The sequence below is a fragment of the Bifidobacterium hapali genome, from assembly GCF_002259755.1.
Classification (GTDB): Bacteria; Actinomycetota; Actinomycetes; order Actinomycetales; family Bifidobacteriaceae; genus Bifidobacterium; species Bifidobacterium hapali.
On sequence record NZ_MWWY01000015.1, the window covers coordinates 19,880 to 32,411 of the forward strand.

The 12,532-nt window shown below is 51.3% G+C and carries 10 protein-coding genes; 3 read left to right on the plus strand and 7 right to left on the minus strand.

The window, feature by feature from the left end; translation table 11 throughout:
- Window position 1 precedes the first annotated feature (1 nt).
- The 5 genes from pheS to BHAP_RS03630 all read right to left on the minus strand — a co-directional run bounded on the left by pheS (window position 2) and on the right by BHAP_RS03630 (window position 5,726).
- The gene (gene pheS / locus BHAP_RS03610) at window positions 2–1,087 is read right to left on the minus strand and encodes a phenylalanine--tRNA ligase subunit alpha (RefSeq protein WP_094729397.1); all 1,086 of its coding nucleotides are present in this window, start codon (window positions 1,085–1,087) and stop codon (window positions 2–4) included.
- A 135-nt stretch (window positions 1,088–1,222) separates the two neighbouring features.
- Entirely contained in the window at window positions 1,223–2,185 is a 963-nt protein-coding gene (locus BHAP_RS03615; RefSeq protein WP_094729398.1) for a TrmH family RNA methyltransferase, read from the minus strand.
- 186 nt (window positions 2,186–2,371) lie between these two features.
- The gene (locus BHAP_RS03620; protein ID WP_094729399.1) at window positions 2,372–3,214 is read right to left on the minus strand and encodes a sugar phosphate isomerase/epimerase family protein; all 843 of its coding nucleotides are present in this window, start codon (window positions 3,212–3,214) and stop codon (window positions 2,372–2,374) included.
- Window positions 3,215–3,297: 83 nt separating this feature from the next.
- A complete protein-coding gene (locus BHAP_RS03625; protein WP_094729400.1) occupies window positions 3,298–4,518 on the minus strand; it encodes a DUF993 family protein in 1,221 nt (406 codons plus the stop codon).
- A 56-nt stretch (window positions 4,519–4,574) separates the two neighbouring features.
- On the minus strand, window positions 4,575–5,726 hold the full coding sequence (locus tag BHAP_RS03630) for a Gfo/Idh/MocA family protein (RefSeq protein WP_094729401.1): 1,152 nt from the start codon (window positions 5,724–5,726) through the stop codon (window positions 4,575–4,577).
- Window positions 5,727–6,062: 336 nt separating this feature from the next.
- Here BHAP_RS03630 and BHAP_RS03635 point away from each other — a divergent pair, with 336 nt between their 5' ends.
- The 3 genes from BHAP_RS03635 to BHAP_RS03645 all read left to right on the plus strand — a co-directional run bounded on the left by BHAP_RS03635 (window position 6,063) and on the right by BHAP_RS03645 (window position 9,677).
- Window positions 6,063–6,809, plus strand: a complete 747-nt coding sequence (locus BHAP_RS03635; protein ID WP_094729402.1) for an AEC family transporter — start codon at window positions 6,063–6,065, stop codon at window positions 6,807–6,809.
- Entirely contained in the window at window positions 6,781–8,484 is a 1,704-nt protein-coding gene (locus BHAP_RS03640; protein WP_158216415.1) for a GH39 family glycosyl hydrolase, read from the plus strand. The genes BHAP_RS03635 and BHAP_RS03640 overlap by 29 nt, the downstream gene beginning before the upstream one ends.
- 65 nt (window positions 8,485–8,549) lie before the next feature.
- Window positions 8,550–9,677, plus strand: coding sequence for a LacI family DNA-binding transcriptional regulator (locus tag BHAP_RS03645; RefSeq protein WP_158216416.1), 1,128 nt, complete (start codon window positions 8,550–8,552; stop codon window positions 9,675–9,677).
- 204 nt (window positions 9,678–9,881) lie between these two features.
- Here the strand turns inward: BHAP_RS03645 and dnaJ are convergent, their stop codons facing one another.
- Window positions 9,882–11,033: a molecular chaperone DnaJ gene (dnaJ, locus tag BHAP_RS03650; RefSeq protein WP_094729405.1), complete on the minus strand. Its 1,152-nt coding sequence runs from the start codon at window positions 11,031–11,033 to the stop codon at window positions 9,882–9,884.
- Between the two features lie 52 nt (window positions 11,034–11,085).
- On the minus strand, window positions 11,086–12,207 hold the full coding sequence (hrcA, locus tag BHAP_RS03655; protein ID WP_094729406.1) for a heat-inducible transcriptional repressor HrcA: 1,122 nt from the start codon (window positions 12,205–12,207) through the stop codon (window positions 11,086–11,088).
- Window positions 12,208–12,532: the final 325 nt, after the last annotated feature.

A 12,532-nucleotide genomic window follows, 5' to 3' on the forward strand; every position in this document is an offset into this window, starting at 1 on the left:
ATCACTCCCCCATCACAAACTGTTCACTGAATCGCACGTCGCCTTCAACAAGGTCGTGCATGTCATTGATGTCATGGCGCAGCAGCAGCGTACGCTCTACGCCAACGCCGAACGCGAAACCGGTGTACACATCCGGGTCAATACCAGCAGACTTGAGCACGTTCGGATTAACCATGCCACAGCCACCCCATTCGAGCCAGCCGGCACCACCCTTCTTATCCGGGAACCACAGATCAAGTTCAGCACTCGGCTCCGTGAACGGGAAATAGCTCGGGCGCAAACGCGTCTTAGCTTCCGGGCCAAACATCGCAACCGCGAGCTTGTCCAGAACACCCTTCAAATCAGCCATTGTCAGATGCTTGTCAACAGCGAGCGCTTCACACTGGTGGAACACTGGGGTATGCGTAGCATCAAGCTCATCAGTACGGAACACACGGCCCGGGCTTGCAATGTACAGCGGAACACCGCGAGTAATGAGTGCGCGTACCTGATCAGCTGAGGTCTGCGTGCGCACGACCATGTTAGAGCCGACAAAACCAGCAGCATCCTTCGCCTGATTACCCTTGACGTAGAATGTGTCCTGCATCTGACGGGCCGGATGGTCAGGTCCGAAGTTGAGCGCATCGAAGTTGTACCATTCGCTTTCCACCTCAGGACCAGCGGAAATCTGCCAGCCCATTGAGGTGAAGAAGTCCTCGAAATCTTCCATAATACGCGAAATTGGATGACGTGCACCGAGCGGCTTACGGTTCACCGGCAGAGTCATGTCGACGGTTTCTGCGGCAAGTGCTTTGGCTTCTTCATCGGCCTTAACCTGCGCTTCCTTGGCGCCGAAAGCACGACCGAAATCGGCACGCAGCTTGCCCATGAGCTTACCGGCGTCTTTCTTCTGATCAACGGGCAGTGAGCCGATGGCTTTACTCGCCAACGTCAATACGCCGATGACTTCGCTTTTAATAGCTTTGAGTTCCTCCGAGCTGGAGGCATTCTCGATTTTCGCTATGCCGTTGGTGACCGCGTCGGTCACGGCCTGGGCATCGAATTGCGCTTCTGCCACGAGCACCCTTTCCTTGACTGTGCTGTGCATGTCGCAACAACATGCATGTTCAAGCGTTAAACCAACTTCCCATTGTCCTTATATGACTCGACATAGGACAGTCATGAGGCTTCATTATTGGTCATTGATAACATTGATAACATTGGTTTTTGGCAAGTCACTGTGTCACTGTCGTGTCATTGCGAGGCTCATCAGCATGACCGCCGCACTGGTGGCAAGATTCAGTGATTCAGCTTTGCCATAGATTGGAATGGATACGATACGGTCACTGTTGTCAAGAATCGCTTCTGGTAAACCACGTGCCTCGTTACCGAACAAAATCGCTTCTCCATTAGACGCATAGGCACGTCCGACTCGTTCAGCGAGCACGTCTGGAAGACTGTCTGGCGTATGCGTTTCAGTACCATATACGTCAGCAGCGATGATTCGCATGTGATGTTCGGATGCCCAGTCAAAGAATTCGTCGGTACGCATTGCGATAACCGGTAAGTGGAATAGTGAGCCGGCAGTAGAACGAATCACCTTGGGATTGAACACGTCCACGCAATCGTCAACAAATATGACAGCTGCGCAGCCTGCCGCATCAGCTGCACGAATCACAGTACCAGCATTGCCGGGATCGCGCACTTGCCAGAATGCGGCAACGTTTGCACAATCAGTGACGGTTGTATCACCAGTATCACCCGCAATGCGACCGGCAACATCATTCGCATCGTGATCATCAGCGTTCGGTTTGCTACTGGTATCATTCGTCTGCGCGTTGTCGAACCGCATAGTCTGTACCATCGCATCTATATCACCGACTGCGACAATACCTTGCGCATCTGCGCTGATTTTTGCCATAACATCGCGAGTAACTTTATGCACGTAAATACCTGCTGCCAACGCGCGGCTGGCAATGGTTGCGATAACAGGCCCTGCGATCGGCGCATCCGGTTCACTACCGGACGCCTCAACATACAGATCACGCACTACTTCGGGACGCCATGCAACAACTTCGCGTACAGACTGCGGTCCTTCAATAAGAAAACGACCAACGCGTTCACGAGTTCTACGGTTGGCAAGATCAGATACGCGGCGGATGCGTTCGGCCTTCACATTGGCCAGTACTTCAGCGGAAATCGGCATGTCTGCCACCATACCCTATGCCCGCTATGAAGTTGATATCCAAACGGCATAGAGTATTCGTCAGCATTGGCAACGGCTCGGCGGTACACATGACATATTGAAGGATCTCATCCGTATGCTCTCATGTACCGCCATGTTATCCAATACAGAGTTATTCAATACAGGCCGTTGACCGTTTGTAGCGATTTACAATGGCCAGTATGGTGCCACTTCCTTATCGAACGAGTCGGCAACTTTTGTAGCTACTTGATCGAACGGCGTATCCCAGACAGCTTGGTTGAAAATTTCACATTCGATATCACCACGCCAGCCAGTAGCCGCAACCGCTTGCGTCAGTGACATAAAGTCGATTACTCCTTCGCCCATGTAGTGACGTGACAGTAGTACATCCTTTTCAAACGGAGTACGATAATCGCACACCTGATAGGTTGCGATACGTCCTTCCCGACCAGCGCGAGCGATTGAGTCAAGCACTTGTGGGTCCCAGAAAATGTGGAACGTATCGACAGTTACACCCACCGCTTTCGGATTGAACGGTGCGGCAAGATCGAGCGCCTGCCCGAGCGTCGAAACGCAAGCACGGTCAGTGCAGTACATTGGATGCAACGGTTCGATAGCGAGTGTAACATCAGCCGCGAGCGCATCTGATTCGAGTTCAGCGAGCGCATCTGCTACGCGAGCACGCGCGCCAATAAGATCCTTGGAACCTTCTGGCAGTCCGCCGACAACGAGTACTAATACCTTGCAGCCAAACGCGGCAGTTTCTTCGATAAGTTTGCGATTATCGTCAATGGATGCGCGGCGAGCAGGACCTTCTGGCATAGTGAAGAAACCGCCACGGCACATGGTCGATACACGCAGACCGGAGTCAGCAACCATCTTTACCGCCGTATCGAGTCCGACTGCTTCAACAGGCTCACGCCACAAACCGACGCTCTGATAACCGGCTTTCGTGAGAGTATCAAGTGTTTGGCGAAGATCGGCATATTTGATCGTCGCCTGATTCATAGACAGAATCGGATTGGTCATAACGTATCGCTTCCTTGTATTGAAAAACGTGCACTAAAAATGTGCGTTTATGAACTACTCAACGTGCGGATGAGGAATCTGGTCTACTTAATGCCGTTAATAGCGAGTAGCGCATTCCAACGTTGCGCAGCGAGTTCAGGTTGTTCAAATGCACCGCAATCATTTGCGAGCTCTACGACACGGCTCAGATTCGGCAGACTACGCGCTGATTGCAGTCCACCAACCATTTGGAAGGCTGGTTGGTGACCGTTAAGCCAGCTCATAAAAGCTACAGAGGTCTTGTAGAACTCGGTGGGATGCACGAACACCTGCTGAGCGAGTGCTTGCGTGGGTTCGAGAATACGCAAGTATTCCGCTTCGTCACCTCGGTCAAGTGCTTGAATTGCCGCAGATGCGTGCGGTGCAAGTACTGAGAATGCACCAAGTAACGCATTGGAGTGCATAACAGCTTGACCACCATGTTTGGGATCATCTTGTTCACTGTCTTTGATGAGGTCAACATAGTGGAAGTCGTCGCCGGTGAGCATCATTGTGCCTTCCGGCAGCATGGCACGCATGTAGCGTTCGGAATCAGCATCGAGCAGTGACATTTTCACGCCGCGTACTTTGCCTGGATTATGTTCGATGATGTCAAGCACTGTCTTGGATGCTTCATGCCAGTCAGGAGAACCAAAATAGCCGTGCAGTTGTGCGTCGAAGACTTCGCCGAGCCAGTGCAAGATAGCCGGCTGCTTGGCTGCACCGATCACCTCGTCATATACTTTGACGTAATCTGCAGCGCTACGGGCGGTACGGCAGAGGTGACGCGAACACATGATAACGGGACCATCACCAGCCTGCTCGCATACGTCAAGCTGTTCAAGATACGCATCAACAATCTGCGCAAGTGTATAGTCACCGTCTGGCTCAAGTTGATCAGTGTTCACGCCAACCGACACGAGATCAGCTACCGACCGTCCCCAGCCTTCATGCTCCGCGTATTCTCGTGCTGCCGCTCCTGAACGCTGCATAAGTTCAGCAGTAGCAGCCCAATCCATACCAAGATTGCGCTGTGCAGTATCCATGCAGTCTGCTACACCCAATCCCCACGACCAGATCATACGGCGAAAACCGATGGTCGCATCCCAATCAACTTGTGCGGGCTGGCCGGGCGTATTGTTCGCCCATGCCAACGGTACAACATGCGCGGCCGCATACGCGACACGCGACGTCAATGGATGCGTAGGCTTTACAAATGCCGGCGCTGGTCTCGCTTCGATTGTTCTTGTTGCGCCATTGTCGTCAATCACCGTGAATTGAGTCATAGTTATTTCCTTTCAACCATCACGTATCAAGCATCCCAGCTGCAGGCTTGCTGATTTCAGTAACGACCGTCTGGCACCAGTACTTTCGCACCTTGAGATGCAGACTCATAGCCGAGTTCAGCCAGACGCACACCGCGAGCTCCAGAAGCAAAGTCGTACGGGTAATCCGTACCTTCAGCCAGTGAACGGATAAACTCTTCCCACTGAACCTTGAAACCGTTCTCAAAGGTTTCGTCAGTGTTGATTTCCTGCCATCCGGCCATGTAATCATGTGGGTCCGGTACATCTGGATTCCAGAATGCTTTCGGAGTCACGTCGCGTACTTGAATCTCAGCGCCAAACAATCCAACTACCGCTGAGCCATGCGTACCGTCAATCTGGAATTCAAGCAATTCGTTGCGGTATACGCGCGTATTCCACGAGGAATTCATCTGCACAGTGATGCCATTGTCAAGCTCGAAAATCGCATAGGCTGCGTCCTCAGCAGTAGCCTCGTACTTATTGCCCTGTTCATCCCAGCGTTCGGGAATTTCTGTTTTTGCTTGCGCGTACACGGACTTGATATGACCGAACAGTCCTTCAATCACGTAGTTCCAGTGCGGGAACATGTCGGAGATAATGCCACCGCCAAGCTCTTTCTTATAGTTCCAGCTCGGACGCTGCGATTGACGCCAGTCGCCTTCAAACACCCAATAACCGAATTCACCATGCACGGACAGAATACGACCGAAGAAACCAGAGTTGATCAGTCGACGCAATTTGAGTAGGCCCGGCAGGAAGAGTTTGTCATGTACCACGCCAGTTTTCACGCCTTGAGCTTCAGCCAATTGTACGAGTTCGCGCGCATCTTCGTATGTTTCTGCGATCGGCTTTTCTGTATAGATATCTTTGCCAGCCGCGATAGCTTTCTTGATAGCATCAGGGCGAGCAGAGGTGACGAGAAAATCAGCATACAGTGGGTAGGCTGGGTCCGCGAGAACCGAGTCAAGGTCGGTAGTGTACTTGAGCCCACCATGCTTTTCGGATGCTTCCTTGAGTTTGGATTCGTGACGGCCGGCAAGAATCGGGTCGAGCTGGACATGTGAGCCGTCCGAAAGTTCTACACCTCCTTGCTCAATGATAGGCAAGATGGACCGGCACAAGTGTTGACGGTATCCCATACGTCCAGTAGCACCGTTGAGGATTACTCCGATGGTCTTGTCTGCCATGATGTTCAGTCCTTTCACTGATTGCGGCTTTGCAGTCACGGTTGGTTATTCCACGCTGGACCAGCAGTCTGAAATACTGTGCTATATCACAAACTTTCGGTAAGCGCTTTCCATTAGCTATCACTATACACAGCATCGAGATGTAATGCAAATCACAGAAACGCCGATTACAGAACTGCTCACACCGCATATTCATCACAGTTGACACTCATTAAGGTAAGCGATTACATATCGCTACCACACGTCGGCTTGACATTTCACCACCGTTAGTTTAACGTAAAACCATCGCTAGTAAAACGTACAACATCGCGGTAGCAGCACGCAAAGGAGACAGCTGTGAGCCAGTTGATGAAACCACTGACATTCCTACTGATCATCTTGATTGGCTACATACTCAAACGATGCGGTTTATTTGGCCAACGTGATTACTGCATTATGCAGGTGGTAGTGTTCGATGTGACACTGCCGGCGTCTATTCTCGTATCGTTCGCCACAAATCCGCACAGCGCTTCCCTACTGTGGGTTACCCTGTTTGGCTTTTTGGCCGCGTTTATTCCAGTACCATTCGTCTTTCTTGCCACGCGACGACGACCAGTCGCTGAACGCGCGTTTCTTATGCTGAACACGTCTGGATATAACATTGGCAACTTTTGTTTCCCGCTATTACAAGCATTTTACGGTTCATCAGCAATTGTGACAGGAGCAATGTTCGACATCGGCAATGCGGTGATGACTACCGCAGGTAGCAACGTTATGACCACATCGCTTTTGCACGTTGACCCCAGCCGACCAATCACCGAACAGCGTGCCGGAAACGCACCAACACTCCCCTATACGAAGCCCGCTACCATCGAAGGACGTCGTCTTGCTCGCAGAGCACGGCTCAAAGCGATTGCACTCGGATTCTTGAAATCAGGACCGTTCGACATGTATATGATCATGACGCTCGTTGTTTTGTTCAATTTGCCGATTCCTGCAATACTCGCACAAGTACTGACACCTCTGGCAAATGCGAATCCATTCTGTTCGATGCTTATGGTCGGAAGGAGATCCCATGACTGCCACATGTCACATCACCGTTGACGCCGCGCACACAACCGGTGCGCTCGACCATGCATGGCGTTATATCGGCTATGACGAATGCAATTACACATATACGCCTGAGGGCAAGGAACTGCTCGCTAAGTTCGGCGCTTTGCCTGATGCACCATATTATGTGCGCACACATTTCATGTTTTGCAACGGCAGCTGCCACGGCACACAAAAATTCGGGTCATCGAACATCTATCGCGAAAATGCCGATGGGAACGCGATCTACGATTTCACATATTACGATCTTATTCTCGATACGATTCTTGCAACGGGCAACAAGCCATTTGTTGAACTTGGGTTCATGCCTGAACCGCTCGTCGATCCGAAATACAAAGAGCAGCCTGAACTCGGCGGAGTAAACCGTTACCGTGAGGTCGGTTGGACATATCCGCCGGCAGATTACGCAAAGTGGCACGATTTTATTGGTACTGTCGCTCGTCACCTAGCTGATCGTTACGGTAGCGCTGAGATCGCAACATGGTATTTCGAATTGTGGAATGAGCCGGATATTTTCTACTGGCATGGCACCGATGACGAGTACTGCATGCTGTTCGATTACACTGAGCACGCACTGCATGAAGCGCTACCTAGTGCTCGATTGTCAGGCCCGGCGTGCACTGGCATCTTCCTGCACAACGGTTCACGCACGCTGATGAAAACATTCCTCGCTCACTGCCGAGACGGTCATAATTTCTGCACGAATAATACGGGAACGCGACTCGACTTTATTACGTTCCATGCAAAAGGATCGTGGCTTCCCGGTAACGATACAGCAGCGAAATCTGTGCCGAGTGTAGGCAGTCTTGTTCATCAAACGGAACTTGCATTGGATGTCATCAAGGAAGAAGGATTCGCAGACCGCGAAGTCGTTATTTCTGAAGCAGACCCAGACGGGTGGGCAGCAGGTGGTATTGCGGATAATCCGAACATGCGGTTCCGTAACACGGAATATTATGCATCGTACGTGGCAGCGACATACACACGGTTGCACGAGTTGTGTGTGAGCCGCGGCGTGACCGTGCGCCCGCTTGCATGGGCATTCATGTTCCCTCAAGAAGAATGTTTCTCAGGTACGCGCACGTTCTCAACGCAAGGCATTGATAAACCGGTGATGAATCTGTTCCGCATGTTCGCTCAGCTGGATGATACAGCAGTTACGCTGAACGGTGACGCTGAAGCAGATCCGTCGATTGACCGCGCATTAATCGCTGATTTCGATGAGGCTGCGCCAACTCGATACACTGGCGAGGGCGCGCAAACAGTGATTGCTGGTCTTGCGACGCGAGATACGGAAACTAACGACGCAGTGCATATATTGCTGTACTCACACTGCGATGACATTGATCTGCATGAAACACATGATATTGATGTGCAGATAAATGGTTTGCAACCGGGACGCTATCAACTCACGCATCAGCGTATCGATCATGATTATTCAAATGCGCATACTCGTTGGTTGATCGAGGGTAGCCCGAAATATCCGACCGGCGACCAGTATGAGGCAATTAAGCAAGCTAGCACGCTACATGATTTTGTACCAGCGCAAGCCATTGTTGTACCATCATCAAACACTGCCAGCACCGATACGTCTGCTCAATCTGGCATAACACTACAGTTTGCCATGCCGACGCACGCAGTTTCTTTGCTGACATTCACTCGTCTCTAAACAGTTTCCTCGATAATCCATCATTCATACGGTTCATCATCCAAAATAAACGTATGATGAACCGTATGAATGAACAACGCGCTGCAGTCACCGAACCCATGCACGACATGGAAAAACAGTCATCTGAGCCAGTCACGTTGGCCGATATTGCTCAAGCGACTGGTTTTTCCACGATGACCGTGTCGAATGCGTTACGCGGCAAGCCAAATGTCAGTACTGCTAATCGTGAGAAAATCCGCGCAGCTGCGCAAGCGATGGGATATCAGGCAAACGTGGCAGCTATGATGCTTCGCAACAAGCGCAGTGGCATTATTCAGGTGGTTGTCGACGATTTTGAAGTACCATTCCACGCACGTATTGCAAAGTATCTGACACAAGAAGCCACGAAATTCGGTTATCAAACGCTTGTACGACAGTCGTCAAGTTCTGAACGCGAAGAAATTCGCGCGATTAAACCGAATCCCGGTCTGGTGTGTGACGGTATTATCCTTGACGCGCCAAATATTACTGAAGATCAAGTGATTGGCCATGTGCAAGGCAGACCAGTTTTGGTTATTGGCGATTGTGCATCGTTTAAGCGAGTTGACTCAATGGATACCGCATGCACTGATGGAGTTGCTGCGATGGTAGAGCATTTATGGCAACAAGGATGTCGTACATTCCGTGTGCTTGGCGCACCGCGACCGTCAGGCCAATCGGAACATCACGATACGGGTAAAGGATTCGGTCCTCGACGCGTAGCTGCGATTGAACAAGCGCTAGCCGGTCACGGTATCACGATGACGAGTGCACAGTATATCGGCGGTGAATGGACATTAGAAGGCGGTTATGAGGCCGCCGGTCGTATGCTAGATGAGCCAGCATGGCAGGATGATCTCGATGCAGGCTCTACACCCGGCGTGATTTGTCTGTCGGATACGATCGCGCTCGGTGCATTACGCATGCTATCTGAGCGTGGTGTAACAGTGCCGGATACCGTGAAAATCACCGGTTGTGATGGCCTGCTCACTACAGGATTCTCGAATCCACCACTGACCACGGTAGAGATGGATGTGCCAGCGATGGCGCACAGCGTGATCAAGCGCATGGTCGCTATGATTGAGAGTCGAAACCATAACGAACCAGCTTCTCCGGTTGCTCATGAGACAGTGCCATTCCACCTCATAACGCGCGAATCCAGTGCAGTTCGATAACAATCACCCATAGCTATCGTATGGCTCTTCTTGTCAGGGGAGCTGTCAACAAAGTCGACTGAGGGGTAGTCGCACCCTTGGAACATTCCGAAAGTGTTGCTACCCCTCAGTCAGCTACGCGGACAGCTCCCCTGACAAGAGGAGCCCATCCCAGTCCTCGGCTTTAACAAATCGAAGATGTTTGCGTCAAGATCAATCAAAACGTCAGCTCAACGCATCCTTCAATTTGGAGAAGAATCCGCCTTTACGGCTGCTATTTGTAGTCGGCCGCGAACCTTGCGACACATGCGAAGCATCGCCATCATGCAAGTCAGCGAACTCTTCGATCAGTGCACGTTCACGTTCGTTGAGCTTGGTCGGAATACGTACTGCAACATGAGCGATAAGATCGCCACGCTCACTAGGTTGGCGTAAATGAGTTACACCCAAACCCTTGAGGGTAATCGTGTCTTCCTGCTGGCATCCAGCTGGAACACTTACCGTACGTGGACCATCAAACGTATCAATCTCAAGATCGTGGCCGAGCACAGCCCAACTCATTGGCACTTGAATCCAGCAGTGTAGATCATCGCCGTCGCGGGTGAACTGCTTATCAGCGCGCACATGCACATCAATATAAAGGTCGCCGGCAACACCGCCGCCCTCACCAACTTCACCTTGATTCGCCAAGCGGAGACGCGAATTATCGGTGATACCTGCGGCCACATTCACGCCGACTGTACGCTGAGTGCGCACACGGCCGTGACCGAGGCAGGACGGGCACGGATGTTCAATAATCGTGCCGTGACCTTCGCAACGATCACACGGCGCTGAAGTAACCATTTGCCCAAGCAACGTCTGCACGCGGCGTTGTATAAAACCTTGGCCTTTACATTGTGGGCAGGTAACCGGTTTCGAGTCGCCTTCTGCACCTGAACCACCACACTGCTGGCACAGACCAAACGTACTGATCTTTGTCTGCACAGTGCCGCCGAATACTGCAGTCTTCAAGTCAATGGTGACTGATGCCAGTGCATCACGACCGGGCTGAGTGCGCGGAGTCGGGCCAGAACCGCCAGAGAATCCACCGAAGAACTGGCCAAAAATGTCACCCATGTCACCCATGTTGGTGAATCCGTCGAATCCTGCGCCAGCACCACCACCCGGTGCGTTGGGATCGACGCCAGCATCATACATGCGACGTTTGTCAGGGTCGCTCAGCACTTCATACGCGCTATTAACTTCCTTGAACTTATCTTCAAATTCAGGACCAGCAATATCAGGATGATATTTACGGCTCATCTTGCGATACGCTTTTTTAATCTCATCCTCGCTGGCCGTGCGTTCGATGCCAAGCACCTCGTAGTAATCTGCCAATGTCTATCCTTTATCCGTGTTTTATCGCGAGTTATTGTGCCATAAGGCAGGGTCAGTCGGTATCTCGCACGCCAGTATGAGCGAGCGAAGCCGTCAAATAGCGGGCTACAGCACGCACTGCAGCGATCGTCGTCTCGTAGTCCATATGAGTAGGACCAATCGAACCAACGAACGCAACTGGCGTACTGTCTGCGCTACCAGATGTATCTGTGAATGAACCAGTATGATCACGGTGATCTTGCTGATCTGTGGTGTCATCGTTATGTGAACGACCATATCCACTCGTTACCACTGATACGTTCATTAAACCGGGTGTATGTGTTTCAGAACCAATTGCTACACCGACACCGTCACGATCAGACTCTTCACCGACGGTACTCATGAGCCGCATAATCACCACTTGTTCTTCAAGTGCGTCGAACAATGGTGCCAGATCTGCAGCCGCATGACGATGCGCCATATTGGAAGCCCCAGCCATATACAGCTCATTCGCACGCTCGTCGTCAGCCATACTCTCAAACACTCCAGCTAACGATTCCGCAAGTGCAGTGATCTGTTCAGAGATACCCACAATCGACAGCGAGCGCACTTGTTCTGCTGCTTTCGCAAACGACAGTGATTCACACTGACGGTTCACCAGTTCACACCAACGCGCAAGTTCAGCTGCGGATGGCATATGCAGTACAGGTATCGTATGTTGTGCAACACGACCAGTATCAGTGATGATGACCGCAAGTAACGTTGCTACACCAACCGGTACGATTTCAACATGCCGCAATGTGGCTTTCGATAGCGAAGGCGACGTGACAACAGCGATCTGTCCAGTGATTTGTGACAGTAGCCGTGCCGCACGCTGCAGTGTATCTTGCAAACTCACTGATCCAGATAAAAACGTGGCAATACCGTTACGCTGTGCTTGTGACAACGGCATCACCGTCGCGAGACGATCTACAAAATACCGATATCCTTTTTCGGTTGGTATACGTCCTGCTGATGTGTGCGGCTGAATGAGATAGCCTTCGTCTTCAAGTGCCGCCATGTCGTTGCGAATCGTGGCTGAGCTCACGCCTAAATCATGCGCTTTCGTCAGCGATGATGATCCAACTGGCTCTTGAGAACGAATATAGTCTTCCACAACGGCGCGCAGCACCAGCATGCGCCGGGATTGTGTCATACGCGCCTCCTTATACACAGCTTCAATCTTCATGTATCATCCGCCTGACTTACACCAAGCGACGATCATGTGCGTATGCATATTGTATTAGCACTCTAATGTGTCGAGTGCTAATCCGTTCGTTCTGAGAGTATCTTGAGAATAGCTGAGCCAACAAGCGAGCAATCACATCAGCAAGATGTTTCCGCGTTACCGTGCGTTTACGTAACGTACTTTTTGTCGTAACTGTGAACGTTAACAGAACACAACTTCACAAAAACACGCCAAAATCGCACCATGAAGTCTGTTCACGCAGTTAGTATGTAAGAGCAATGTGAGGGTATGC

Excerpts from the sequence above, each read along its gene's own strand:
- pheS (WP_094729397.1), bottom strand. The coding sequence starts at position 1,087 with ATGCACAGCACAGTCAAGGAAAGGGTGCTCGTGGCAGAAGCGCAATTC.
- BHAP_RS03615 (WP_094729398.1), bottom strand. The coding sequence starts at position 2,185 with ATGCCGATTTCCGCTGAAGTACTGGCCAATGTGAAGGCCGAACGCATC.
- BHAP_RS03625 (WP_094729400.1), bottom strand. The coding sequence starts at position 4,518 with ATGACTCAATTCACGGTGATTGACGACAATGGCGCAACAAGAACAATC.
- BHAP_RS03645 (WP_158216416.1), top strand. The coding sequence starts at position 8,550 with ATGAATGAACAACGCGCTGCAGTCACCGAACCCATGCACGACATGGAA.
- BHAP_RS03640 (WP_158216415.1), top strand. The coding sequence starts at position 6,781 with ATGACTGCCACATGTCACATCACCGTTGACGCCGCGCACACAACCGGT.
- BHAP_RS03620 (WP_094729399.1), bottom strand. The coding sequence starts at position 3,214 with ATGACCAATCCGATTCTGTCTATGAATCAGGCGACGATCAAATATGCC.
- BHAP_RS03630 (WP_094729401.1), bottom strand. The coding sequence starts at position 5,726 with ATGGCAGACAAGACCATCGGAGTAATCCTCAACGGTGCTACTGGACGT.
- hrcA (WP_094729406.1), bottom strand. The coding sequence starts at position 12,207 with ATGACACAATCCCGGCGCATGCTGGTGCTGCGCGCCGTTGTGGAAGAC.